Origin of the sequence: Pseudomonas lyxosi, assembly GCF_047758685.1 — a bacterium.
Taxonomy (GTDB): Bacteria; Pseudomonadota; Gammaproteobacteria; order Pseudomonadales; family Pseudomonadaceae; genus Aquipseudomonas; species Aquipseudomonas lyxosi.
The window spans coordinates 5,364,714-5,389,986 of sequence record NZ_CP180481.1; the positions used below are offsets into that span (position 1 = coordinate 5,364,714).

Sequence of the window (25,273 nt, forward strand, 5' to 3'; positions counted from 1 at the left end):
CTCTACCCTTGGGCACTTGGCGCAGGGCTCTCCATCAGCGCCCTTCCGCGGCTGCTCAAGGAGCTGTTCATGATCCCGAATCCATCATCAATGCCCACCGCGCGTCTCTCGCGCTTCCAATCCTCATGAAGGGCAACTTCCTGAAGTCCAGCCCCCTATGGATCAGCGCGGCCGTCCTCGCTTCGATAGGCGCAATCGGTGCGGCGATGCTGATGTGGCGCCCGGCGATAGAGCCCATTGAGCGCCCCCGAGCGTTCGATGCCGCGCAATTGCAGCGCGGTGCGCGGGTTGTCGAGGCTGGCGATTGCGCGGTGTGCCATACGCGTCCCGGCGGTCAATACATGGCAGGCGGACTGGCGCTGGTGACGCCGTTCGGCACGCTCTACAGCACCAACATCTCACCTGACCCGCAGACCGGAATTGGCCAATGGTCACTGCCGGCGTTCGAGCGGGCGATGCGTGAAGGGATCGCCCGCGATGGCCACTTCCTGTACCCCGCCTTCCCGTACGTTCACTACCGGCGCATGACCGCAGGAGACATTGCTGACGCCTATGCGTACTTGATGAGCGGCCCTGCCGTGAACTCACCGGCCAGGCAAAACCGGATGAATTTCCCGATGAACATCCGGCCGCTGGTGTCGTTCTGGAATCTGCTGTTCCTGCATGCAAAGCCGCTGACGCCTGTGGCGCAGCAATCTGAAGCGTGGAATCGCGGACGTTATCTGGTTGAAGGCCCCGGCCACTGCGCAGGCTGCCATTCACCGCTGAACCTGATCGGTGCCGAGAAGTCCGGTGAAAGTCTCGCGGGCGGTGAGGTGGATGGCTGGGAGGCGCCTTCGCTGCTCGGCATGGCCCGTCGCGCAAACCCGTGGAGTAGTGATCAGTTGGTCCGCTATCTGCGGGCAGAAGTGGTAGACGGGCACGGCACAGCCGCAGGCCCTATGCGCCCGGTCAGCCTCAGTCTGGCTCGCTTGCCAGTCAGTGACGCAGAGGCGATTGCCGAGTATTTGCTGAGCCTGCAAACCAAGGCCGTGATCACCGAAACCCAACCCGGCGCTGCGAGCACCGAGCCCTCAGATCAGGCCAGTGGCCCCCGGCTGTTCGCCAGCGCCTGCGCGGGCTGCCATGCCCCGGCAGCGCCGATGCGCGAAATCGACGGACGTCCGGCGCTCGATCGCACGTCGGCACTGCAAGCTCCGAGCGCACGCAATTTCCTGAAAACCGTGCTCGAAGGCGTGCCGGCAACGCCGGGCCTGCCCGGACCGGTCATGCCGCCGTTTGCCGCCAGCCTGGACAACGTTCAACTCACAGCCCTGGCGTCATACCTGCGCCAGCAAGCCAGACCTGACCAACCCTGGACAAACCTTTCTTCCACTATTGAAGCGATACGTCAGGAGACGAAATGACCTCAGTCACGCTCAACGTCAACGGCTCGGCCCAAGCCTTGGAGCTGGAACCTGACATGCCGCTGCTCTATGCGCTGCGCAATCACCTGGGGCTGAACGGCGCCAAGTACGGGTGTGGTTTGGGGCAGTGCGGCGCCTGTACGGTCATCGTCGATGACAAGCCCGTCTTTTCTTGCGTGACGCCCTGCGCGGGCCTTGAAGGCAAAAAGGTTCGAACGGTTGAAAGCCTCGGCACCGCCGAGCGTCCCGGCCCTTTGCAAAAAGCCTTTATCGACAAACAGGCGGCCCAGTGCGGCTACTGCATCGCCGGTATGTTGATGCGCGCGCAGTCATTGCTGGAAAGCAATCCGCACCCGGACGAACAGACCATTCGCGAGTACATGGCAGGCAACCTGTGTCGCTGCGGAACGCACCTGCGGATTATCGAGGCAATCAGCCTGGTGGCCAGGCAACACGGGAGCGCGCTATGACGGTGGTTAAAGAGGTCGATCACAGTCGCCGCGCTTTCTTGCGTGGGGGCGCCTTGCTGGTGGCGTTTACTTTGGTGCCGGTAACGCGGCGTGCATGGGCGGACACCGAAGTCGATACGCTTGGCACAGTGGTGCTGGCGCCGGATCTTCCCGGCAGTCTGCGCACCAACCCCTATCTCGATGCCTGGATCCGCGTTGATCCTGAAGGTATCACCGTCTACACCGGCAAGGTCGAATTGGGCACCGGCGTCAAAACTGCCTTGCTGCAAATTGCCGCTGAACGTCTGGAAGTTGCCCCGACGGCGATCAACTTGCTCACCGCCGACACGGCGCTGACGCCCAATGAAGGCTACACCGCCGGCAGTCACAGTATTTTCGACAGCGGGACCGCGCTGTTCAACGCGGCGGTGCAGGTGCGTGAGTTGCTGCTGGAGTCCGCCGGGCGTAGCTGGGAGGTTGCGCCGGCACTATTGACGACTCAGGAGGGCATCATTCACGGCCCCACAGGACAACAAATGTCCTACGCCGACGCCGTCAGAAAAGTCGATCTGCACCTCTTCGCCAAGTCCGAATCGCCGACAATGGCTGCGACGCAGTTCAAACTGATCGGTCATTCGCTGCAACGGCTGGATATTCCGGCCAAAGTCAGCGGCGGCCCCGCATTTGTTCAGGACATTCGGCTGCCGGGCATGCTGCACGCTCGGGTCATTCGCCCTCCTCGTCCCGGCTGCACGCTGGAAGCCTTCGACGCGGAGTCGATCAAAACGTTGCCTGGGGTTGTGCAGGTGATTCGCGACGGCAATTACCTTGCCGTGGTGGCGCGTGATGAATGGCAAGCGATCAAAGCCATGCGCAGCGGATATGAATCAGCGCGCTGGAGCGGCGGACAGGCGATACCCGAGTCACGGGACATCCACGGATTGCTCGAACGCCTCCCTTCGCGCCGCTATCCGATCAGCCATGAGGGCACGCCACAGGTCGCGACCGACAGCAGCTATCGAGCGCGCGTAACCAAGCACTATCTGATGCACGGATCCATCGGCCCGTCCTGCGCCGTGGGCTGGTTCAAGGACGGCACCCTCACCGTCTGGACCCACACCCAAGGCGTGTATCCGCTGCGCGCCGGGATCGCCGAAATGGTGCAGCTACCTCCCGACCGCGTTCGCTGTATCCACACCGAAGGCTCCGGTTGTTATGGCCACAACGGCGCAGACGATGCAGCGGCCGACGCGGCGTTGATTGCCATGCGAATACCGGGCACGCCGGTGCGGGTGCAGTGGATGCGCGAGCAGGAAAATCTCTGGGAGCCCTATAGCTCGGCGATGGTGACCGAAGTGCAAGCCAATCTTGATGCGCAAGGTCGATTGCAGGACTGGAACTATGAACTGTGGACCACGCCGCATAACGAACGCATCGTCAATGCGGGTCGGTTGCTGCCTGCGCGACTACTGGCCCGCCCGTTCACCTCCGCGTCTTCAGTGCCCATCGCTCAACCTGAAGGCGACGGTGATCGCAATGCCGTGCCGCTGTACACGCTGGCCTCCACTCGCATCAACATGAACTTCGTCACTGAGATGCCGTTTCGCACCTCAGCCATGCGCTCGCTGGGTGCGCATATCAATATCTTCGCGATCGAAGCTTGCATCGATGAGCTTGCCACCAAGGCTGAGGTCGATCCGGTTGCCTTGCGCCTTGCCCATCTGGCGGATCCCCGGGCACGGGCCGTGGTGGAGCGGGTTCGCGACGCCATTAACTGGCCGCAAAAAAGCAGCGAGCCTGGCGCAGGCATCGGCTTCGCGTTTGCCCGCTACAAAAACATCATGGGCTATTGCGCGATTGCGGTGCGTCTTCAGGTACATCCGCAGACCGGCGAAGTGCAGATCGATCACGTCGTCACGGCGGTGGACGTCGGGCAGATCGTCAATCCCGATGGCCTGCGCAACCAGGTGGAAGGCGGGATCGTCCAGTCCACCAGTTGGACGCTGTATGAAAAAGTCGCCTATGACGCCGGGGGCATTCGCAGCTACGACTGGAGTGGCTACCCGATCCTGCGCTTTTCGCAGTTGCCTAAAAAGGTCGACGTTCATCTGCTCGATCAACCGGGACAACCGTTTCTCGGCGCCGCCGAAATCGTCCAGGGGCCAATGGCCGCGGCCATCGGCAATGCCGTGGCGAGCGCCACCGGCCGGCGCTGGTTGAACCTTCCACTGACCCGCTCGGAGCAGCCGTCCTGACCTGCGCAGCGTTGCGCTTTCCGCAATGCAGTGTGCTGGTTTTTACGGATTATCAAGCGGCATCCCGCAGATTAACTTACAGCCATCCGGTGCCTGGCCAAGCGTCCATCGCCGCCCTGCTTCCTCTTTTCGAAACCTGGAGAAATTCTATGACGCAGCAGCTGTTCCAACCCATCGCATTAGGCCCCTACACACTCCCGCATCGAGTGGCGATGGCGCCGTTGACACGCTCACGCGCCGGGCAACCGGGCGATATTCCAACGGCCATGAATGCCGAGTATTACCGCCAGCGGGCGAGCGCTGCGTTGATCATTACCGAGGCGACGCAGATTTCCCGGCAGGGCCAGGGCTATGCCTGGACGCCGGGAATCTACAGCGATGAACAGGTGCAAGCCTGGCGTGAAGTCAGCACCCAAGTGCACGAGGCCGGCGGCCTGATCTTCATGCAACTCTGGCACGTGGGCCGCGTCTCGCACCCCAGTTTTCAACCTGACAACGCACTCCCGGTTGCCCCGAGCGCATTACCCGTGCCGGGCAAGACGTTCATCGTCGACGCGGATGGCAACGGTGTCTGGGGTGATGTGCCGGTGCCGCGAGCACTGCAGACCTCAGAGATCGCGGACATCATCAGCGACTACCGCTGGGCCGCTCGCAATGCGCTGAACGCCGGAATGGATGGTGTGGAAATTCATGCGGGCAACGGTTACTTGCTGGACCAGTTCATCAACAGCAACAGTAACCAGCGCGAGGATGCTTACGGTGGCAGCCTGGAAAACCGTGCACGCCTGTTATTGGAAGTGGTCGCTGCAGTGGTCGACGAAGTAGGCGCAGAGCGCGTGGGCGTACGCCTCACGCCGATGGGACGCTTCATGGGCATGGGCGATGAGTCGCCGCAAGCGACGTTCGGCCACATCGTGCGCTCGTTGAACCAATGGACGCTGGCCTATTTGCACCTGGTCGAGCCAGCTGTCGTCGGCACCGTCAAGGACGAGAACTTCGATCCGCGCTGGGATGAAATTATCGGTCAATTGCGTGCGGCATGGGACGGCGTGTTGATGATCGCCGGTGGCTACGACCCTGAGACGGCGGAACAGGCCCTGATCGACGGCCGCGCGGACATCATTGCGTTCGGCAGACCGTTTCTGGCAAATCCTGATCTGCCACGGCGAATTCGCGACGGGTTGTCGCTCAATACGCCGGATCCGAGCACCTTCTTTGGTGGCGATCAGCGAGGATACGTGGATTACCCGGTTCATTCCTGACCTGGGTTCAATGGAGTTGACCGGGCTGAAAGTCGGCCGCCACCGTGGCGGCTAACTTCATCTCGGCCCGCAAAGTTCGCGGATCTGACGCTTCGTCCTGGCCATCGCCCATGAGCACACGCTAAAGCGGTGTGGCCATGAGTTTCATAATTTTTAAGGCTTGTTTAAGGACTTTAAAGGTCACCGGCGGACAGACTTTCCCTAACGATCAGGAGAGCTGCCATGAACCCGCAATCGGTGAATTCAGACCATCCATGTGAACTTGCGCGACCACTGGGCGCCTTGTCCAGCTGGCAAGAGCGCCGCGCCAAGGAACTGATGCTGCGTGATATGGGCAGCTGCGTTCGCATCAGCGAGATTGCCGAACACTGCAACCTGTCGCGCAGCCATTTTTCCCGGGCGTTCAAAAAGGGTACCGGCCACTCACCGCAAGGTTGGCTGGTGAGGATGAAAATCGAAAAAGCCAAAAGCCTGCTGATCACCTCGATGCCGATCACCGACGTCGTCTATGAATGCGGTTTCGCGGACCACTCGCATTTCACCCACACCTTTAGCCGGCTGGAAGGGATGACACCCAAGGCCTGGCGGCGGGCCGTTGATCACGTGATCACAAACCGACCTCCCAACACGCCAATGATTGATCGGGACATGCCCGACAGGAGAATTCCCGATAGCGTGGCCAACGGTTTGAGACAACCTAGCGCGCAGGCGCTGCACGCGTGAACTGATCGACTGATAGAACGAACTCCTCCCTTTTGGCCGCTCATGCGGCCTTTTTTTATCCGACGCTGGCCGCCGCGACCGGCAGATTGAAACAGATCCTGGCGCCCTGCTCGCTGTCCTGGACCACCAGCGTCCCGCCGTGCGCACCGATCACTGACCTGCAGATGGCCAGCCCCATCCCCATGCCGCTGCCTTTGGTGGTGTAGAACGCATCGAAGATTTGCCCGCGCTGTTGTGCGCCAATTCCCGGTCCATTGTCCTGGAAGCAGACTTGAACATGATCGTCCTTGACCGCTGAGCCGATGATGATGCGTCCGTCTGGCAACCCGGCTCCGGCGATGGCTTCCTGCGCATTGGTGATCAGGTTGAACACCACTTGCTGGATCTGCACCGCATCGACCCACACCGGGCATTGCGCATCAAGCCGGGTTTGCAGTTGCACGTTGCGGTTTGCCAGATCGGTGGCGGTCAGGCGCACGACGTCACCGATCAACTCGTCGATCTGCACCGGTAGCCGTTGCAACGGCGCCTGTTTGGCGAGCGCGCGAAGCGCCTGGATAATATCGGCGGCGCGGGCGCTGTCTGAACGAATGTCTTCCAGCCCCTGAATCGCCTCTTCCAGATCGGGCTGATCGCGTTTAAGCCAGCGCAGGCTCGCCGAGGCGTTAGACAAGATGCCCAGCAGCGGCTGGCTGATTTCATGGGCAATCGAAGCAGACAGTTCGCCCATGACTTTAAGGTGCGAGCTACGCGCCAGTTCTGCCCGGGAACTGCGCAAGTCCGCTTCCATTTGCGCTCGCAGCTCGGTGTCCTCGACCAGCCGCGCATACAGCCGGGCGGTTTGCAGTGACACGGCGGCCTGGGAGGCTAGAATTTCCAGCATGGTCAGGCGCTCGGCGCTGAACAGTTTGGGGACCAGGTTGTTTTCGAGATAGACCAGACCGATCAATGTGCCTTGTCTGAGCAACGGCAGGCACAACATGGAACGCGTCTGGCGCTGTAGAAGGTCGGCGCTGTAGGCCTCGGGACAATCTGCCCGGGCATCGTCGAGCACCAGAGTGTTGCGCGTGCGCATGCTGGCGTTGAGCACCGAGGTCGGCGCCATCTGTTCGAGCGGCTGCCCGGTGTCCAGCGCGACCCGCACGTTGCCGGCCTCGACAGAAGCGGTTGCCGCGAGTTGCAGCTCGGCGCCGCTGACGATCATCAGAGCGCCATGATCGGCACCCGCCTGAATCATCAGGTGGTTCATCAGGGTTTCGACCAGTCGTTCCAGCAATACTTCTTGCGAAAGTGCGCGCGCCGCCTCGATTCCCACTTCAAGATCAAGGCGGACCTGGGTCACAGGCCGGACAGGTTCGAACGACAACTCTGCGCTCAGAAACGGGTGCAAGGCTTCCAACTGGCGGGCCTTGCCGTCGGCACCCCAGAGGTTGTAACAGTCGCGCGCGACGCGCAGGTGGTGATTGGCACCCGACACCAGCCCGTTTGGTAAGCAGATCTCAGCCAGCTGCTCATGGGCCAGCGCCTGCTCGTGGATGAAACCGGCCGCCGCAGCAGCGATCTGGGACTGATCAAAGCAGCGGATAGCAACCAGTTCCTGACCGCGCAAACGGGCGATGACCCCTTCAATCAGCAGCAATTTGTTGCGGAAGGTTGTCGGGTTGAGCTCGACCCATGGCAGAAACCGCAGACGTTGCCGCTCGAGTTGTTGCAGTTTTTCGGCCACCTCTCCCGGAGCCTGCGCACTGCCCAGCGCCAGGCTGTAGAACAGGTAGTAATCGGCGAGATTGATGTGCGCCGGAATGGACCAGGCCAGCGCGGCCGCCTCTTCGAAGCGCCGCAATGCGTAAGGGATATCGCCGAAATGAAACGCAGACATGCCTGAATACAGCCACGTCCAGAACAGCGTCGGCTGTGACACGCTGGTGCGGTCGATGGGGCCGAAACGGTCATGTTCAGTGCCGTCCAGTTCGGTCAGCGGCCGGTGCGGACGCCCATCGCGCAGATCGCTGGCGTAGGCCTGTTGCGCCAGCAGGATGCGTTCGATGTCGATGTAGTGAAACTGACGCACCCAGGCCAGGCCATGCTCCAGCTCGTTCAACACGCCTTGTAAGGGTTCGCCCATGAACAACAGATCGGAGCCTATGTGGTTGCAGGCATAACAGGACATCCCCAGGTCACCGCCGGCCTGACCGCACTCGAATGCTGCAAACGCCTTCTGTCGGGCGTACGCCATCGGTCGGGTCCACGGGCTGACCTGATCAAGCGCCACCAGCGTACCTGTACGTCCGGCTTCGTAGCCGTGCTTGTCAGTGAGTTCAAGGGCCACTTCGGCGAAGGACTGCCCGTCCACATACTCGCCATAGCGCTCGGCAATCATCACGCCAAACCAGGCAAACCCGTAACCGCTACTCGGCGTGGTGCCATGCATCAACGTAAGTTCGACCATTTTCGCCAAATGCAGAAAACGAATGTCGTCGTTGACGAAGAACGAGGAAATCAACGTGCTGAGCAACTCCATAGCCACTTCGACAGGCGGGTCATCGGCCTTGGGCAAATGCACCAGATCGGCGATGCGGCGCGCGCCCACGAGTGCGCGTACCTGGGCAAACGCGAGGCTCAGCTGTTCGTGCGAGGGCTTGCGCTGCAGGGGAATATCCAGCAGGGCCAACCCGGTCAACGCCTCGGTTATCGCGCCCTCGTAATCGGAGTGCAACGTGCGCAAGGTGGCCCGTAACCGATAGGTTTTCGCGCGGTCGAGCGCTGTGGTGGCGTGATTCAGGCAGTCGTCGAGGCGGCGTTGGGCGCCGGCCAGATCGGCCAGCAGCATGTCACATTCGGCAGCCAGCCATTGGGTGGCGAACGCCTGAGTGTAAAGGTTCGACCACCCCGTCTGCCCGAGCAGTCGCTCGGCCGTGCGCAGATAGCCCACGGCCTGCTCGACAGCGGCGGTGTCCCTGGCACGTTCGGCGGCTTCGACCAACAGCTCGACGAACGCGGCGCGGCGATGCGCCTCCGGGTTGTCCACGTCAATGCGCTGAACCTGGCTGGCGACTTCAAATACACGCTCATGGATCTGCTCACCCCACTGATCAAGCATGGCGGCGGCAATACGGGCATGCTCGGCGGCGCGTCCCGCTGGCGCAGCCAGTTGACAGGCTGCTTCAAGTACCCGGTCGTGGGGAAACACCAGTTGCTCGCGCTCGCGCAACAGAAAACCGGCATCGAGCAGGCTTTGCACATCACGGTTGATCTGCTGCGGATCACACGGCAACAGCCGGTGCAGCAGCAACTCATCACAGCGCCCGCCGATATATCCAGCCGTACGCAACACTTCGCGTTCCATCGGCGTCAGCCGTTCGAGTCGCTGCACCATCAAGTCCGCGACGTTATCGGCGTAACGGTAACCCTCCACCTCCTCCTGGTTCCAGGCCCAGCGGCGACAGTGTACGTCGAAGCGCACCAGACGTTCATCGATCAACGCGCGCAACACCTGGCTGACGAAAAGAGGGTTGCCGGCCGTCTTGTAGTGCACGACTGGCGCGAGCGAGTCGATAGCCTCGGGGTCGGTGTCCAGTTCGGCGGCGATCAGTTCCGCGACTGCTGGCACCGACAGTGGACCGAGCATGACGCTTGCACAGGGTAACGATTGCCCATGCTCCAACACCTGCAGCAACCCACCCTCACGCTGGAGGGACTGCGATTCGGCCTCACGGTACGCCAGAATAAGCGCCAGATGCCGGGGCGGCCGGGCGATGAAGGCGTGCAAGAACGACAGCGTCGAATCGTCGGCCCACTGCACGTCATCGACGAATAGCACCAGGGGTCGTCCCGGCTGAGCGAAGACTTCCAAAACATCGAGTAGCGTTTGATTGGCACGATCAAGCGCATGCCGGGCCGGCATGTTCGGCAGTTCAGGCGCGACACCGATGACCAGCTCGGCCTCGGGCGCCAGCTCCGCCAGGAGTTTGCCCCGCCCCTTGAGGCGTTCAATCAGTTGCTCGCCCAGCGTCTCCAGTTCCAGAGCCGGCTTGCCCAGCAATTGGGTCATCAGCGACTTGAAGATCTCCGCCAATGGCGCGTAGGGAATTTCCTGCTGCAGCAGATTGCTCTTGCCGCTGGCCCAGTAGCCGGGCGCCAGAGGCCGGACACCCTGGTGGATCAGCGTCGACTTGCCGGCACCCGGCGCGCCACCGACCAGCAGGACCCGGGCGATGCCATCGCTGCGCACCTGACTTATCTGCTCGATCAACTGCGTGCGTTCCGACTCTCGACCAAACAGAACATCACCGCGGGCCACAGAAGGCAACGAATCGAAGGCACCCAGCCGAAACCCATCGATGCGCTCGTGTTCCAGCCACTGCTGTTGGCACCAGGCCAGATCCGCGGCCATCGATTCGGCGCTCTGATAGCGGGCACCCGGTTCCTTCGCCAAGCCTTTGAGCAGCACTTGGCAGATGCCTACCGGCAGATCGGCAACATGGACTGCCGGTGATTGCGGTTGCACGGCGGCGTGCACGTGCAGCCATTGCGAGGGGTCGCGGGCGGTGAGCGGCAGTCGGCCGGTCAGCGCTTGATAGAGGATGACGGTCAGGGCGTAGATATCGCTGCGTGCGTCAAAACAGGCGGCATCGCGCCGTACCTGTTCGGGCGCCAGGTACGGCCAATGTTCCAGGCCGGGCAATTCAGCGGTGGGCACCTCTGCGGCATGACTGTGAAAACCCAGGAGTCTGACCGAATCGGCGGTTTCCACCATCAAGTGGTGGGGCAGCAGGCTGGAATGTCGCACACCCGTTTTCTGGGCACAGGCCAGCGCGTTGGCCGCCGCCACGGCGATGGCCAGCAAGCGCCCCAGCGGCAGCGTGGTGTCACCGACCAGGTCCATCAGCGGCGTCCCCGAGGCGGGATAGATCAACAAGGGCCCCTCGGCCGAGCGGATAAACGCAACTGGGGCAATCGCCCAGGCCGGATCCAGGCGCAGATGAAAATCGCGCTCCAGCCGCTGGCACGTGGCGGGCAGCTGAATCGGTGCCCGGGCGGCGAGCCAGTGTGTGCCCGACGGCGGGTCCTGAAGCGTGAACCAGGTCAGGTCATTTTCCCGACGCAGCATGGAGAAGGTGCAGCGTTCCAGCCAGGCTTCATCGTGGACGACATCAAGACTGCGGGAACCGGATGTTGAGAGAGGACGGCTGGACATGAACAATCACCGCTGAAGATTCGTTTCGGGCTGGGCCCTGGAGTATACGCAAGGCTCTGGCCCGACGGCTGCATGCGGGTAATCCTGTCCGTCATCGGCACCATGATGGCTGTCGTAATGCCCTGTACCCGATAGTTTTTGCGCACTGAAATCACGGTGTGTTATCCCTCGGGATAATTGCATTATGCGAGGCCGTCCCCTAGCGTGTAGCCCTGATGAATCGATGCTCCGGCGTCACTCTCCGTCAACGCAGTGCAGAGGAACGCATGATCCGACTCGGCCAAGCCACTATTTCCCTGGAGCGGCGCGAAGCCTTTCTTGATGGGCGGCCGCTGCGTGTCGGGGGCCGCGCGTTCGAAATCCTCTCGGTGCTGATGCGGGCCGATGGCCGGATTGTCAGTAAAGATGAATTGATCACACAGGTCTGGCCCGACACCGTCGTCGAGGAAAACAATCTGCAGGTGCAGATCTCCTCACTGCGCAAGTTGCTCGGAGAAAAAGAACTCATCCAGACGGTCCCGCGTCGAGGTTACCGACTATTGAAAGAACGTGAACCGCCCCTGCCCCTGTTCCATCCGGTGGCACTGGGCCCTTTGGCGTCGGAGGATCAGGAGACGATCGATCCTGACAGCGTGCCGGTGTTCATCGTCGACGATGAAGCGACCGTGCGTACAGCACTCAGCCGACTGCTGCGGGCCGAAGGCATCGCGCACCGGATATTCGCCTCGGCCGAAGAACTGCTCAACGCTGACCTCGACGTCGGCCCCGCTTGCCTGTTGCTTGACGTCAGTCTGCCCGAGGCGACAGGCCTGGAACTGCAATCGGCGCTCGGACAGAGCGGTCATCCGTGGCCGGTCATTTTCATGACCGGTTTCGGCACCATCTCGATGTCGGTGCAGGCCATGAAAGCAGGTGCGGTCGAGTTCCTGACCAAACCATTCAACGACGACCAATTGTTGGACACCCTGCGCGCCACCCGTCAACGTGCAGCGACGGCGTTCGAGCAATGGCAACGCATACAAAGCGCACGTCAAAGGGCCGCCCTGTTGACCCCCCGTGAGCGCGAAGTGCTGCCACTGATCGTCGCGGGTCTGTCCAACAAGCACATCGCCAACCAGCTGGGCACCAGTGAAGTCACCGCCAAGGTCCATCGCAAACACATCATGGAGAAAATGCAGACGCGCTCGCTGGTCAATCTGGTCAAGCTGTATGGCTTGATCAGCACGGAGCCAGCGTTTGGCATGCAGGGTTCTTCATGACTATGGAGACTGGCTGCGCCCCCCCCGAATTATCCCGTAGCGCCATGATCATCGTCTGCATCGTGGACGACGATGCGTCCGTACGCAAAAGCCTGGCCAACCTGCTCCGGTCGGCCGGGTACCGTTCTCGGGTGTTCGCCTCGGGCGAGGAATTCCTGGCCCTCGAAAACTTCGATGACGTTGCCTGCCTGCTGCTGGATCTGAAAATGAACGGCCTCTCAGGGCTGGACGTCATGCGCGCGCTGACGCTCAAGGGCAGAAAATTTCCAGTGATTTGCATGTCGGCACACTGGGATGAAGCCACACTGGCCGAATCCAGCCGCTATGAGCCCATCGAGTGCTTGCGTAAACCCTTCAGCGGCGATGTCTTGCTGAGCGCCGTCGAGTTTGCGCTGCAATGTGAGCGATGAACAATCACGTATTGGACGGCGATTGCGGCGTATCAGGATTGAGTTGCTGACGCCTGAATTGTCCTGGAGGCTGGCCGTGGATCTGGCGGAAGCGTCGCGAAAAATAAGCCTCGTCAGCGAAACCGCACAATCTCGCCACCTCCCCCACCGGCCGCGTTCCATTGAGCAGATAATTGCGCGCCGCGTGCATCCGGCGTTCGAGTACCAGTTCAGTGAAGGTCTTGCCGATTTCCTTGCGCAACCAGTGCGTCAGATACGTCGGTGACAGGTAAGTCGCAGCAGCCACCTTGATCAGGTTGAGGTCGGGGTCGGCGATGTTCTTGCGCAAGTATTCCGACATCCTGCTCAGCGCATCGCGTCGGCTGACTTCGGCGGCATTCTCTTCGGCCAACCGTTTGAGCGGCTCGGCATACAGGGCACAGACGCTCCCCACCAATTGCAGCAGCAAGCCCTTGAGCATCTCGCGAGTGCCGAACTGACGGTTTTCATCGAGCACACGCATCTGTTCGATCAGGGCACAGACTTTGCTGAAATCTTCATCGGCCAGAATGAAATCCAGATGTTCCTGAAAGCGGAACGGCGATAACTCCGGGGCCAGGAGAATCGAGACTTCCTCCAGATCCATCGGGTCGCACTGCAAATGCGGCAGCAGGAAGGTCTGGGAAAAATTGATCACCATGAAATTACTGTCGGCCGGATGCGGAATCACGTGCACGCGATGCGGCAGGATGAAGGCCAGCGTATTGCGCGGAAACGGACGTTCGACGTTGCCGATGTGCTGCACGGTATCGCCACCGAGGTTGACCTGGATCTGGAAATACTCATGGCGATGCGGGTTGGTTTCGGCGCGCCGGCCCTTTTTGTCGCGGATGTAAAAGTCCGTCAATTCGCTGCGTTGCTGCATGACGTAAGTGGGCACTCGATCGGGTGACGACATCGCCTGGGATTCCTCGACTGGTACATGGACAGGTTGTCGTCGCGCCGGAATGCAAGCGGCGACTGCGGTGATTGTGAAGGCAGACACCGCTGGCTTCAACACGTCATAGGATGACAACGAAATTCAGAGAATTAATTGTATCGGTGTGTGATGTGTCGTCTGTCCAAAAAACTACGAGCACACGTAAATATTTAATCCTTTAAAAACAATAAGTTATTAAACACATGAAGCATAACGAAGGAAATGAGCTGATTTGGTTTTTCTTGGACACCTGCATTAATCGCCTTTTTCAGAAGAAAAAACGATCTAACGCCTCCGTTGATTTTGAGAGGTTGTACGACCACTGTGACAATCAATGCAGCCCGATCCTTCCAAAAACAATCAAAAGGTGCGCACGTGATGAACCTGTTTTTCCCCCTCGCCAACCCTCCCCCGATCGAGCCGATCCGAAGGCGTATCTGAGCGCCTGACAGCGGCTGTCCGCGCCTCTCATTCAAGTAGCGATTGCTCTGCCCGAACACTGAGGGCATCGGTTTCGGCTGCGCGCGAACATCTCGATTCTTCTAACAATAAAAAGGTCTACTCATGTCGAACTCGCAAACCTCCCCGTCCACCGCGCCGTCGGTGAACGCCGGCGCCCGGGACGCCCTGCTGCCTCAGCGACTGCCGACGCGTCGGCGCTGGTTCATGCTGTCGTTGCTGCTGATTGCGACCATCATCAACTACATCGACCGCGTGAACATCTCGATTGCCGCACCGTTCATGGCCAAGGACCTGGGCCTGGACAAGATCGAAATGGGCCTGATTTTTTCCGCGTTTGCGTGGACCTACGCACTCGCCTTGGTCCCCGCCGGGTTCATCGCCGATCGCTTCGGTTCCCGGTTCACTTACGGGGTGTCGCTGATCAGTTGGTCGACGGTCACCGTGTGCCAAGGCTTTGCCACAGGATTCGCTTCGCTGTTCGGGCTGCGACTGGCCGTCGGTGCCATGGAAGCTCCAGCGTTTCCGGCCAACAGCCGAGCGGTCACGGTGTGGTTCCCGGCCCGGGAACGGGGCCTGGCCAGCAGCATTTACGTGTGCGGCCAATATCTGGGCACGGCACTGTTTACCGGCGTGCTGTTATGGCTGGCCACGACCTATGACTGGCGCCATGTTTTCTACAGCACCGGGATACTCGGCATTGTGTTCGGTGTGATCTGGCTCTACTTGTACCGCGATCCGCTGAGCTGCAAGAACGTCAGCCCGGAAGAACTGAAGTACATCGAAGCCGGGGGTGGTCTGGTCAAGAGCAGTCAGGAGCGCACCCGGTTCAACTGGCGGCAGATCGCCGAGCTGTTCAGCTATCGGCAGATCTGGGCGATTTGCATTGGCAAGTTCGCCAGCACCTCGGCGCTGTACTTCTTCCTGACCTGGTTCCCGACGTACCTGATCGAAGAGCGCAAGCTGACCATGATCAAGGCCGGGATCTTCGCAGTGCTGCCGTTCGTGGGCGCAACGGTCGGCATTTTGCTCGCCGGCATCGTCTCTGACTTGCTGATACGCCGTGGTTACTCAATGTCCTTCGCTCGCAAGTTGCCATTGGTAGTCGGATCGATGCTGGGCATGTCGATTGTGCTGGTGAATTTCACCGACTCGAACGTGATCTGCATCGCCGTACTGACCATAGCCTTCTTCGCCCAGGGAATCGCCTCGTCGTCGTGGGCGGCGGTGTCGGAAGTCGCGCCCAAGGAGTTGATCGGACTGACCGGCGGGGTCACCAGCCTGGCCGCCAACATCGGCGGGATTGTCACCCCAATCGTGATTGGCGGCATCGTCCATGCGACAGGCTCGTTTGCCTACGCCTTCTGGTTCATTGGCGGAGTGGCGCTGATGGGGACCTTGTCCTATTCGTTGCTGCTCGGTCGCTTGTACCGCATCGAACTCAAGGTGCGCTGAGCCAAGAAACCGTTTTTCTCCAACACGAGGCGGCTTTCGTCCAACTTTGCAAAAGATTGCCGCCGTACGCTGACGCTTCAAACAGGACGACTACAAAAATGACGATGACCGAATATGTGTTTACCCCGGATCTGCCCATGACCTTGCCGGTTGCCGGCAGTCAGCAGCGCTTTCCCGTTGGCCGGGTATTTTGCGTCGGTCGCAACTACCCTTGGCCAGACACCCAAGGCCAGTCCCGCCAGCCGCCAGTGTTCTTCATGAAACCCGCGAGCAGCGTGGTGGATGCGGCGGGTGAAGTGACTTTCCCGCCGTTGACCGAAGAATTTGTCCACGAAATCGAATTGGTCGTGGCCATCGGTGAAGGCGGCGCCAATATTCCGGAGAGTCAGGCGCTGGCCTATGTCTGGGGCTATGCCGTCGGTCTTGACCTGACCCGTCGTGATGTCCAGCGCGCGGCCAAAAGCAATGGTTTGCCGTGGGAAGGCGCCAAGGTGTTCGACGGCGCCGCGCCGATGACCGCCATCGTGCCAGTGACTCGCGCCGGACACCCGGACGGCGATTTGTGGCTGAACGTCAACGGCGAAGAGCGCCAGCGCGACAGCCTGGACAGTCAGATCTGGTCAGTCAGTGAAATCATCAGCCGCATCTCGCAATCGGTAGCGCTCCGGGCCGGTGACTTGATCATGACCGGCAGCCCGGCAGGCGTCGATGTGCTGCAACCGGGCGACATCATTAACGCCGGGATTGACGGCATCGGCCAACTGGAAATGCGCGTCGGTCAGCGACCTTGAACCCGACATACGCGCTCGTGAATTACAAAGAGGAGATAACAGCATGTCCAGTCCTTTGAAAGTGGCCCTGGTCACCGGCGCCGGTAGCGGAATCGGCCGCGCCGTGGCGCTGGCTCTGATGGCCGACGGATTCACCCTGGTATTGGCCGGACGTCGGCCGGAGCCGTTGCAGGCCTTGGTCGAATTGGCACTCAGCGAAGGACACGAAGCGCTGGCGGTGCCCACTGATGTGCGCGACCCGGTCAGTGTCGATGCGCTGTTTGCCACCATCACCGAGGTATACGGACGCCTCGACGTGGTCTTCAACAACGCCGGGGTCAATGCCCCTCCCGTGCCGCTCGATGAGCTGACGTTCGAGCAGTGGCGAAACGTGATCGACACCAACCTCAACGGCGTTTTCCTCTGCGCCCGTGGTGCCTTCGCACTGATGCGCCGGCAACAGCCACAGGGCGGACGCATCATCAATAACGGCTCGATCTCGGCGCATACCCCACGCCCCTTCAGCAGCGCCTACACCGCCAGCAAACATGCGGTGCTGGGGCTGACCAAATCCCTGGCCCTGGACGGGCGCGAATTCAACATCGCCTGCAGCCAGATCGACATTGGCAACGCCCTGACCGAAATGTCGGTGCGCATGACCAAAGGCGTACGCCAGGCCAACGGCACCATAGCCGTGGAGCCGATGGTGGACGTCAAGCATGTCGCCGATGCCGTGCGCTACATCGCCGGCCTGCCGCTGGAGGCGAACGTCCTGAACATGACCGTCATGGCCAGTGCCATGCCGTTTGCCGGTCGCGGTTAAACCGGCCTTTTTATTCCGTTACGCGAGGTTTACATGAAGCCAGAAGTCTTGCAGCTCAGCCCGATCCTGATCCCTGAAATCAACGCGCGGCTCGATGAACTGTTTACCGTCAGACGTTACTTCCAGCAGGCCGACAAGCAGGCTTATTTGCAGGCACACGGCGCGAACATTCGCGGGGTAATCACCGGCGGGCATACCGGGATCAGCCAGGCACTGATGGCGCAACTGCCCAAACTGGAAGTGGTGGCGGTCAACGGCGTAGGTACCGATGCGGTGGATCTGGCGTACGCCCGGGATCGCGGAATTCGCGTGACCGCGACCATCGGCGCGCTGACCGAAGACGTCGCCGACCTGGCCATCGGATTGTTGATTGCCGTGTGCCGGGGCCTGTGCACCAGTGATCGTTATGTGCGTTCGGGGCAATGGCCCCATAGCCCGACGCCGTTGGCCCCGTTGCCGTTGGCGCGCCAGGTGTCGGGCATGCGCATCGGGATCGTCGGCATGGGCCGGGTCGGCCGTGCAGTGGCGACCCGGGCCGCGGCGTTCGGCTGCCCGATCAGTTACACCGATCTGCAGCCGATGAGCGATGTGAACCACACGTTCATCGCCGATCTGAAGCAACTGGCCAGCAACAGTGATGCGCTGATTCTCGCGGCCGCTGCCGACAAGACTGAAGCCATCATCAATGCCGAGGTGCTGCAAGCGCTGGGCAAGGACGGGTATCTGATCAACGTGGCGCGCGGCAAACTGGTCAACGAGGTGGATCTGGTGGCGGCGCTTGCCGCTGATGAGATCGCGGGTGCGGCACTGGATGTGTTTGTCGATGAACCGAACGTGCCCGAGGCCCTGTTTGGTAACGAGAACGTGGTGCTGCAGCCCCATCGCGCGAGTGCGACGCTGCAGACTCGCACGCGAATGGGAGAGATGGTGGTGGCGAGCCTGGTGGACAGTTTCGCCGGGAGAATACCGCAGGGTTCCGTGACTGACTGAACGTTGGCCACCGTGGGGACGTTGCGTCCCCTCGGTGGCTCGGTGTCAGGTAAACAGATCGACGCCCAACTGGAAGGCGACCCACAGCGCGAGGCCTGTAGCAAAGAGCAGCGTTAAATACCGTTCCACCCTGCAACCAATAAGCAGGAGCCTCAAATGGCTCACCGGGATCAAATTGCTCCACCAACCGGGCCAACGAAGTCATCTTGGTTCTCCTCTGCGTCTCGAAGCGGTCCAGGCTCGCATTGCTCATGCGGATTGAGTACGCGCAGCCACATCACTTGCAGACTCAGGTCTGATCTTGAACCAGAGGGAGTACATCGCTGGCAGGAACACCAATGTCAGCACTGTGCCGGCAAACGTACCGCCAATCAGCGTGTACGCCAGCGTGCCCCAGAACACCGAATGGGTCAGCGGAATGAAAGCCAACATCGCTGCCATCGCCGTGAGGATCACCGGCCGCGCCCGCTGTACAGTGGCTTCGACCAATGCGTCATAAGGCGCCAGGCCGGCTTGCTCATTGGAATGAATCTGACCGATAAGGATCAGCGCGTTGCGCATCAGAATCCCTGACAACGCAATCAGTCCCACCAAGGCGTTGATCCCGAACGGCTGTTGGAACAGCAGAAGAATCGGCACCACACCAATCAGCCCCAGGGGCGCGGTGGCGAAAACCATGATCATCGCCGACATCGAGCGCACCTGAATAATGATGGTCAGTAACATCAGCGCGATCATGATCGGGAACAACGGCAGCAATGCCTTGTTCGCTTTACCCGACTCCTCGATCGCGCCTGCCAACTCAATCCGGTAGCCCACAGGCAACTGTTCAATGATCGGTTGCAGTTGCTTCATCAAGGCGCTGGAGACATCCGGGGGCTGAAGACCTTCAGCTACATCACCGCGTACGGTGATGGTTGGAGTACGGTCACGGCGCCGCAGAATGGGCTCCTCCATGCGCGCATCCACCGTCGCGACCTGAGACAGCGATACCCGTTGACCCTGGGCACCAGTCAGCGTGAAGGCGTCAATTTTTGAAGGATCCAGACGTGTATTTCCCGCAGAGCGAGCGACCACCTGGACCGAACGGATGTCTTCACGCACTTGGGTGACAGGCGCTCCGCTCAACAGGAACTGCAGCTGCTGAGCAACATCAGTGGAGGTCAAGCCAAAGGCCTGCAAACGGTCCTGATCCAGTGTGAGATGGAGTGCCGGAGCGCGCTCGCCCATGTCGGTGTTGACGGTTCTCATCATGGGACTGGCAGCCATGACCTCGCGCACCTGTGCGGCGATATCGCGCAACACTGTCCGGTCCGCGCCCATAACCCGAAAGGCCACCGGGTACGGCGAATAAGGACCGAACACCAACTGTGTTACACGCACCCGTGCTTCAGGCGCCAAGCCATCAGCCACGGCTTGCCGGAGCCGGATTTTGAGCGCCTCGCGCTCTTCCTGGCTCGCCGTCAGCACGACGATTTTTGCAAACGAAGGATCGGGCAACTCAGGTGCCATCGCCAGATAGAAGCGTGGCGCGCCCTGACCAATGTAGGCGGTAACTATTCGAGCCTCCGGTTGTTTTGCCAACCACGCCTCGACTTTGGCCGACGCCGAATCGGTTTGCTCGATCGACGTCCCGTATGGCATCTGCACCTCAACTAGCACCTCGGGCCGGTCTGATGTAGGGAAGAACTGTTTCTTTACCACGCCCATGCCAAGAATCGCCACAATGAACAAGGCCACGACGGATATCGCTACAAGGCCTTTACGGCGAATAACCGCCCCCAACAGACGCCTGAAACGCAGGTAATTCGGTGTACCGTAAATCGCTGCATGCCCCCCCTCAGGCACCTTGATCTGCGGCAGCAGTTTGACGCCCAGGTAAGGTGTGAACACCACTGCCACCACCCAGGAGGTAATGAGCGCAATGCCGACGATCCAGAACATATTGGCGGTGTATTCACCGGCGGTGGACTTGGCAAAACCGTTTGGCATAAAGCCAATGGCAGTGACCAGCGTGCCGGACAACATGGGGGCAGCAGTATGGCTCCAGGCATAGGCGGAGGCTTTGATTCGGTCGTAGCCCTCCTCCATTTTCACCACCATCATTTCAATGGCAATGATTGCATCGTCCACAAGTAGCCCCAGCGCCAGAATCAACGATCCCAGCGTAATCCGGTCAAAGTCTTTACCTGTGGCGGCCATGACAATGAACACCGCAGCCAGAGTCAACGGCACCGCCGCAGCGACGACGATACCGACTCGCCATCCCATGCTGAGGAAGCACACCAGCAACACCACCCCTAGCGCCGCGAAAAATTTGACCATGAACTCGTTGACGGACCCGCCAATATTCACCGCCTGATCGGTGACCTTGGTCAGCGTCATGCCTAAAGGCATTTGCTCATTGATCGACGTTGTCTCGGCGTCGAGCGCCTTACCTAAATCAAGGCCGTTCCAGCCATCGCGCATCACTACGCCGAGCAACAATGCCGGCTCTCCGTTGTTGCGCACCGAGAACGTAGAGGGGTCCTCATAACCACGCTTGACCTCAGCCACATCGGATAATTTGAGGGTTCTGCCCTGCACTACCAACGGCGTATCTCGAATCTTCTGCAAGTCATCAAACGCACCATCCAGTCGGATGAATACCTGTGGGCCCTTCGCCTCGACCGAACCGGCCGGAGTCATCATGTTCTGCGCGTTCATCGCACTGAAGATATCTCGTGCGGAAACACCCAGTGTCGCCAGACGCTCGTATGAAAACTCGACAAAAATGCGCTCGGACTGCTCACCGATGATATTGACCTTCTTCACTCCCGCCACATGCAGCAGACGCTGGCGCAAGACCTCAGCCTCGCGCACCAGCAAGCGTTGCGGTTCACCCTTGGCCTTTAGCGCATATAGAGCGAAGGTGACATCAGCATACTCATCATTGACCATCGGGCCGATCACCCCGGACGGCAACCCCTTCTCCTCATCAAGGATTTTCTTGCGTGCCTGGTAAAACTCCTCCGGGACGGCGGAGGGCGGCGTGCCGTCGAGCAGATAAACTGTGGTGAAAGCCAAGCCAGGTCGGGTAAAGGTCTCGGTCCGGTCGTACCAACGCAGTTCCTGCATGCGCTTTTCCAGCTTTTCAACCACCTGGTCCTGCATCTCCTGAGCAGTCGCCCCAGGCCAAGCAGTAACCACCGTCATTTGTTTGATGGTGAAGGCAGGGTCTTCCGCGCGCCCCAGTTTGAAGAAGGCATACAGCCCACCTACGGAAATCAGCAGAATCAAAAACAGCGTGATCGAACGCTCACGCACCGCCAGTGCGGACAGATTGAACCCGATCATCGGCGCACCTCGGCCACCGGTGCTTGGGCGCTGACTGCCGTTTGAGACCTGACCCGCTCCCCTTCACTTAACAGATGCGCGCCCAGCGCGACGATACGATCGTCGATCTGGAGGTTGCCCGTAACTCGAGCAGTTTCTGCATTGCTTAGGCTGAGGATCGTGACAGGGCGCCACGTCACCTGCTCAGGCTCGCCTCCAACGGCCCAGACACCAGGACCTTTACCCGCGTCGTAGAGGGCAGCGATAGGCACTTGTAATTCATTGGAATTGGCGACTGGCGAACCGTCTATAGCAACTGAGATGGTCGAACCCAGGATGGCATCAGCAAGCGCGCCCTCCAACACATAGCGCGCCTCAAATGTACGGGTTTGCCGGTCAGCCGAATCGGACAACTGGCGTAAACGCGCGCTGCCTGCACGTTGGTTTTGCCCATAAAGTTCAACCGTCGCCGACGACCCTAACGCAGGACGTAGCGTTTCAGGCAACTGGATCACCGCCTCGCGCTGCCCGGAATGGGCAACACGGACCACTACCTGACCTGCGCCTATCACCTGCCCCGGCTCTGCCAAGGTCTCCACAACAACCCCGTCAGCATCAGCCAGCAACGTCGAATATCCGGTAGAGTTTCTCGCCACATCAGCCTGGGCTTTGGCCGCGTTAAGCTGCGCTTTCGCCGACTCGGCAGCCGCTTTGAACCCTGCGTAAGCAGAAGCAGAAACAGCACCAACAGACACCAAATCACGGTAGCGAAGCTCGTCATCGGAGGCCTGCCGGGATCGGGCCATGGCGGCCAGCACCGCTTCCTGCTGCGCCCGCGCGGTCAGCGCCAGATCATTAGCATCGATTCGCATGAGTGGCTGCCCGCGCTTGACACTCTGCCCAGTGTCCACCAAACGTTCCAGCACTTTGCCAGGAACTCGAAATCCGAGATCGCTCTGAACTCGAGCTGCGACGATACCGGTGAATACGCGATCTGCTGGCACGGAGGGTTGAACCACCGCGATGCGCACCAAGGGCGTTTGGAGGCGAGGATCTGAAGGTATGGCCTCGTTGCATGCGGCTAAGGCAAACGGCAATAAGCCAATGAAAATGAATGACATGTGGCGGCGCTGGATCATAGAGACCTCTTGGAAGCGGATGCACCATGCTTATTCAAGTGACCAATTATGTCAATGGTCACAATTCAGACAAATGAAAGTTGCCCTGATGATCAGGGCAACACAGAGGGGTTTGAGATCTGATTATTTAGATACGCATGCTGCTGCGGATGCGCAACGGGTCCATCAGCCAAGCCTTTTAAGGCATCAGGCCGCGTAGAATCAGGTTGGAAATGAGCCCAGGAGCCTCTTCAACAACATCGAGGTTGTACTGCAACAGCAAAGGATTGATGAAGGGCCGTAGAGCGAGATGAATCGATTCCACTGTCTCGTCCAGCGGTGTCTTGCGCTCAAACTCACCGAGTTCCCGCCCCTCTCGCACAATCTGCAGCACGAAGCTCTTGATACGCGCGTCATAAACTCGTGAGCTGGGCCAGCTTTCCGAAGCGGCGAACGCCGCGATGTCATAAAGTTTTCGGTCGTTAAAAAACAGGTCTACACCCTTGGCGATCAAGGTTTTGACCAACCGCCGAAAGCGCTCAGTCGGGGAGATACCCTCAACATTGGTGGCCTGCTCAACAGCCGAAACGATTTCCGACAGACAATTTCTACAAATAGCCTCACCAATCGCCTGCTTGGAATCGAAGAACTTGTAGATGTAAGCCTTGGAAAAGCCGATGGCTTTGGCCAGGTCGGAGACTGTTGTCTTGCTGTAACCGTATTGACTGAAATGTTCGTTGGCCGCCGCGACAATCTGGTCTCGGATCTCGTGATCGGCTGGGCCACGGGCGCTGGGCGAAGAAACTGATGGCTGGTTCATGCGAGCAGCTTACGCACCCTGAAGGTAGTTGACAACTTGTGACCAAATTGTAATATCGTCACAAATCGATCATTCCGAAGGTATCACATGCACCCTCCTCGTTTTGCCGTCTTGCTGTGGTTCGGTATGGTTGCGGGTTGCGCAGTGGGCCCTGACTATTCAGAGCCCGATGTGGAATTGCCTGAGCATTTTTTGGCGCAAACACCTAAAGCACACCAAGTTGATACAGCACCAACTGATCTCGCCGCTTGGTGGAACGCGTTCAATGACCCCGTGCTCAGTCAGTTGATCAATCGAGCACTTGAACAAAATCTCGATTTAGCTCAAGCAACAGCAAGGATCGAGCAGGCTCACGCGGGTTTGGGGGCCGCTAATGCAGCGCTTTTGCCATCGGCTACCGTCAATGGCCAAGCGGCCAGAGCCCGGCAGTCCGTGGAGACACCTTTGGGCCAAGTACTGAGTTCAGACCCATCCTTTAATCGCTACGGTAGCGCCTATGAGGCGAATCTGAATGCAAGTTGGGAACTGGACGTATTTGGCGGACTACGCCGAGGCAAAGAGGCAGCCTTCGCCGATTATCAGGCCTCCCAAGCCGGAGCGGTTGCCACACGCCTCGCGGTGGTAGCGCAGACTGCAGACCTTTACATCAGCATCCGTGGCCTGCAAGCACGCCTGGAAATTGCCCGAAAGCAAGTAGACACGCGACAACAACTGCTCACCACCATCGAGCACCTGTATGCAAAAGGAATAGCTGCTGAACTGCAGTTGAACCAGACCCAAGGGTCGCTGAATCAAGCACAGGCCACCGTGCCGGTACTGCAGGCTGGCCTTGCAGCTGCGATGAATGCGCTGGATGTCATGTTAGGCAAACCGCCGGGTACTTACAGCGCGCAATTGATTAAGTCGGCGCGCATCCCTGATGTGCCAAGTCTCGCCGACATAGGCTCTCCGGCCGATCTGCTGCGTCGACGTCCAGATTTGATCGTCGCTGAGCGCCGACTGGCGGCATCGAATGCTCGCATCGGCGAAGCCATCTCCGAGTACTACCCCAAGTTTTCTGTGGGTGCGCTGCTTGGCAGCGCTACATCGGTATCCAGCGGGAATCTTTTCAGCAACGGTGCCAGCCAGGCCTCGGCGGTCCTGGGACTACGCTGGAGGCTATTCGATTTTGGCCGTATCAACGCCCAAATTGACTTGGCGAAGGGTCAAGAAGCCGAAGCGATAGCCGTTTACCGCCAGTCAGTTCTGCGGGCCTGCGAGGATGTCGAAACCGCTTTTTCGGCACTGATCAACCGCGAGCAGCAATCCGAAAAGCTAGCCCAGGGCGAATCTGCTTATGCGGAAGCACGAGCGACGTCGTTTACCGCGTATGAAAAAGGCGTGGTCAGTCTGATAGAAGTATTGGACGCCGATGAAAATCTTTTAGCGGCATCTGATGGTAGAGCCCAAGCACAAACTGAATCGGCTCGCGCTGCAGTGGCCACATTCAAAGCATTGGGCGGCGGCTGGCAGCGCGAAGACTCAAATGGCCGTTCGATCTCGAGTGCACAATGAGCTTGCACGTGCTCGTCTACAACCTGAAACGGGTCATGAAAATCTTCGGT

General features: G+C 59.8%; 17 protein-coding genes. 12 read left to right on the forward strand and 5 right to left on the reverse strand.

The features are described from left to right. Window positions 1-206: 206 nt before the first annotated feature. From ACMXYI_RS24625 to ACMXYI_RS24645, 5 genes are all read left to right on the forward strand, one after another. On the forward strand, window positions 207-1,406 hold the full coding sequence (locus ACMXYI_RS24625; RefSeq protein WP_415769469.1) for a c-type cytochrome: 1,200 nt from the start codon (window positions 207-209) through the stop codon (window positions 1,404-1,406). After that, window positions 1,403-1,876, forward strand: a complete 474-nt coding sequence (locus ACMXYI_RS24630; RefSeq protein ID WP_415769470.1) for a (2Fe-2S)-binding protein — start codon at window positions 1,403-1,405, stop codon at window positions 1,874-1,876. Before ACMXYI_RS24625 ends, ACMXYI_RS24630 begins: the two co-directional genes overlap by 4 nt. Continuing rightward, on the forward strand, window positions 1,873-4,110 hold the full coding sequence (locus ACMXYI_RS24635; RefSeq protein ID WP_415769471.1) for a xanthine dehydrogenase family protein molybdopterin-binding subunit: 2,238 nt from the start codon (window positions 1,873-1,875) through the stop codon (window positions 4,108-4,110). The genes ACMXYI_RS24630 and ACMXYI_RS24635 overlap by 4 nt, the downstream gene beginning before the upstream one ends. Window positions 4,111-4,259: 149 nt before the next feature. Further along, window positions 4,260-5,372 carry an alkene reductase gene (locus tag ACMXYI_RS24640; RefSeq protein ID WP_415769472.1) on the forward strand — a complete coding sequence of 371 codons (1,113 nt, stop codon included), beginning with the start codon at window positions 4,260-4,262 and terminating at the stop codon, window positions 5,370-5,372. A gap of 222 nt (window positions 5,373-5,594) precedes the next feature. Beyond that, window positions 5,595-6,095 (forward strand): helix-turn-helix transcriptional regulator, encoded by a 501-nt coding sequence (locus tag ACMXYI_RS24645; RefSeq protein WP_415769473.1) that lies wholly within the window; start codon window positions 5,595-5,597, stop codon window positions 6,093-6,095. Between the two features lie 55 nt (window positions 6,096-6,150). Here the strand turns inward: ACMXYI_RS24645 and ACMXYI_RS24650 are convergent, their stop codons facing one another. Further along, complete coding sequence (locus tag ACMXYI_RS24650) at window positions 6,151-11,205, reverse strand: trifunctional serine/threonine-protein kinase/ATP-binding protein/sensor histidine kinase (protein WP_415773975.1); 5,055 nt, start codon at window positions 11,203-11,205, stop codon at window positions 6,151-6,153. Window positions 11,206-11,558: 353 nt separating this feature from the next. Between ACMXYI_RS24650 and ACMXYI_RS24655 the strand changes: the two genes are divergently transcribed. Together ACMXYI_RS24655 and ACMXYI_RS24660 are read left to right on the forward strand one after the other, a co-directional pair. Beyond that, a complete protein-coding gene (locus ACMXYI_RS24655) occupies window positions 11,559-12,551 on the forward strand; it encodes a response regulator (protein WP_415769474.1) in 993 nt (330 codons plus the stop codon). Window positions 12,552-12,595: 44 nt separating this feature from the next. Then, window positions 12,596-12,961 carry a response regulator transcription factor gene (locus ACMXYI_RS24660; RefSeq protein WP_415773976.1) on the forward strand — a complete coding sequence of 122 codons (366 nt, stop codon included), beginning with the start codon at window positions 12,596-12,598 and terminating at the stop codon, window positions 12,959-12,961. Between the two features lie 4 nt (window positions 12,962-12,965). On the opposite strand, the gene ACMXYI_RS24665 is transcribed toward ACMXYI_RS24660, so the two are convergent. Continuing rightward, window positions 12,966-13,898 carry a helix-turn-helix transcriptional regulator gene (locus ACMXYI_RS24665; protein WP_415769475.1) on the reverse strand — a complete coding sequence of 311 codons (933 nt, stop codon included), beginning with the start codon at window positions 13,896-13,898 and terminating at the stop codon, window positions 12,966-12,968. Window positions 13,899-14,483: 585 nt separating this feature from the next. Here ACMXYI_RS24665 and ACMXYI_RS24670 point away from each other — a divergent pair. From ACMXYI_RS24670 to ACMXYI_RS24685, 4 genes are all read left to right on the forward strand, one after another. Beyond that, window positions 14,484-15,833, forward strand: a complete 1,350-nt coding sequence (locus ACMXYI_RS24670; protein ID WP_415769476.1) for an MFS transporter — start codon at window positions 14,484-14,486, stop codon at window positions 15,831-15,833. Between the two features lie 98 nt (window positions 15,834-15,931). Then, a complete protein-coding gene (locus ACMXYI_RS24675) occupies window positions 15,932-16,624 on the forward strand; it encodes a fumarylacetoacetate hydrolase family protein (protein ID WP_415769477.1) in 693 nt (230 codons plus the stop codon). Window positions 16,625-16,667: 43 nt separating this feature from the next. After that, window positions 16,668-17,426, forward strand: a complete 759-nt coding sequence (locus ACMXYI_RS24680; protein WP_415769478.1) for an SDR family oxidoreductase — start codon at window positions 16,668-16,670, stop codon at window positions 17,424-17,426. A gap of 33 nt (window positions 17,427-17,459) precedes the next feature. Beyond that, window positions 17,460-18,416: a 2-hydroxyacid dehydrogenase gene (locus ACMXYI_RS24685; protein ID WP_415769479.1), complete on the forward strand. Its 957-nt coding sequence runs from the start codon at window positions 17,460-17,462 to the stop codon at window positions 18,414-18,416. Window positions 18,417-18,665: 249 nt separating this feature from the next. Here the strand turns inward: ACMXYI_RS24685 and ACMXYI_RS24690 are convergent, their stop codons facing one another. The 3 genes from ACMXYI_RS24690 to ACMXYI_RS24700 all read right to left on the reverse strand — a co-directional run bounded on the left by ACMXYI_RS24690 (window position 18,666) and on the right by ACMXYI_RS24700 (window position 23,669). Next, a complete protein-coding gene (locus ACMXYI_RS24690; protein WP_415769480.1) occupies window positions 18,666-21,752 on the reverse strand; it encodes an efflux RND transporter permease subunit in 3,087 nt (1,028 codons plus the stop codon). Further along, window positions 21,749-22,870, reverse strand: coding sequence for an efflux RND transporter periplasmic adaptor subunit (locus ACMXYI_RS24695; RefSeq protein ID WP_415769481.1), 1,122 nt, complete (start codon window positions 22,868-22,870; stop codon window positions 21,749-21,751). Before ACMXYI_RS24695 ends, ACMXYI_RS24690 begins: the two co-directional genes overlap by 4 nt. Window positions 22,871-23,048: 178 nt before the next feature. Continuing rightward, the gene (locus ACMXYI_RS24700; protein ID WP_415769482.1) at window positions 23,049-23,669 is read right to left on the reverse strand and encodes a TetR/AcrR family transcriptional regulator; all 621 of its coding nucleotides are present in this window, start codon (window positions 23,667-23,669) and stop codon (window positions 23,049-23,051) included. Between the two features lie 87 nt (window positions 23,670-23,756). Here ACMXYI_RS24700 and ACMXYI_RS24705 point away from each other — a divergent pair, with 87 nt between their 5' ends. Beyond that, window positions 23,757-25,223, forward strand: coding sequence for an efflux transporter outer membrane subunit (locus tag ACMXYI_RS24705; protein ID WP_415769483.1), 1,467 nt, complete (start codon window positions 23,757-23,759; stop codon window positions 25,221-25,223). The last annotated feature ends 50 nt before the right edge of the window (window positions 25,224-25,273 follow it).

Excerpts from the sequence above, each read along its gene's own strand:
- ACMXYI_RS24625 (WP_415769469.1), top strand. The coding sequence starts at position 207 with ATGCTGATGTGGCGCCCGGCGATAGAGCCCATTGAGCGCCCCCGAGCG.
- ACMXYI_RS24630 (WP_415769470.1), top strand. The coding sequence starts at position 1,403 with ATGACCTCAGTCACGCTCAACGTCAACGGCTCGGCCCAAGCCTTGGAG.
- ACMXYI_RS24635 (WP_415769471.1), top strand. The coding sequence starts at position 1,873 with ATGACGGTGGTTAAAGAGGTCGATCACAGTCGCCGCGCTTTCTTGCGT.
- ACMXYI_RS24640 (WP_415769472.1), top strand. The coding sequence starts at position 4,260 with ATGACGCAGCAGCTGTTCCAACCCATCGCATTAGGCCCCTACACACTC.
- ACMXYI_RS24645 (WP_415769473.1), top strand. The coding sequence starts at position 5,595 with ATGAACCCGCAATCGGTGAATTCAGACCATCCATGTGAACTTGCGCGA.
- ACMXYI_RS24650 (WP_415773975.1), bottom strand. The coding sequence starts at position 11,205 with ATGCTGCGTCGGGAAAATGACCTGACCTGGTTCACGCTTCAGGACCCG.
- ACMXYI_RS24655 (WP_415769474.1), top strand. The coding sequence starts at position 11,559 with ATGATCCGACTCGGCCAAGCCACTATTTCCCTGGAGCGGCGCGAAGCC.
- ACMXYI_RS24660 (WP_415773976.1), top strand. The coding sequence starts at position 12,596 with ATGATCATCGTCTGCATCGTGGACGACGATGCGTCCGTACGCAAAAGC.
- ACMXYI_RS24665 (WP_415769475.1), bottom strand. The coding sequence starts at position 13,898 with ATGTCGTCACCCGATCGAGTGCCCACTTACGTCATGCAGCAACGCAGC.
- ACMXYI_RS24670 (WP_415769476.1), top strand. The coding sequence starts at position 14,484 with ATGTCGAACTCGCAAACCTCCCCGTCCACCGCGCCGTCGGTGAACGCC.
- ACMXYI_RS24675 (WP_415769477.1), top strand. The coding sequence starts at position 15,932 with ATGACGATGACCGAATATGTGTTTACCCCGGATCTGCCCATGACCTTG.
- ACMXYI_RS24680 (WP_415769478.1), top strand. The coding sequence starts at position 16,668 with ATGTCCAGTCCTTTGAAAGTGGCCCTGGTCACCGGCGCCGGTAGCGGA.
- ACMXYI_RS24685 (WP_415769479.1), top strand. The coding sequence starts at position 17,460 with ATGAAGCCAGAAGTCTTGCAGCTCAGCCCGATCCTGATCCCTGAAATC.
- ACMXYI_RS24690 (WP_415769480.1), bottom strand. The coding sequence starts at position 21,752 with ATGATCGGGTTCAATCTGTCCGCACTGGCGGTGCGTGAGCGTTCGATC.
- ACMXYI_RS24695 (WP_415769481.1), bottom strand. The coding sequence starts at position 22,870 with ATGATCCAGCGCCGCCACATGTCATTCATTTTCATTGGCTTATTGCCG.
- ACMXYI_RS24700 (WP_415769482.1), bottom strand. The coding sequence starts at position 23,669 with ATGAACCAGCCATCAGTTTCTTCGCCCAGCGCCCGTGGCCCAGCCGAT.
- ACMXYI_RS24705 (WP_415769483.1), top strand. The coding sequence starts at position 23,757 with ATGCACCCTCCTCGTTTTGCCGTCTTGCTGTGGTTCGGTATGGTTGCG.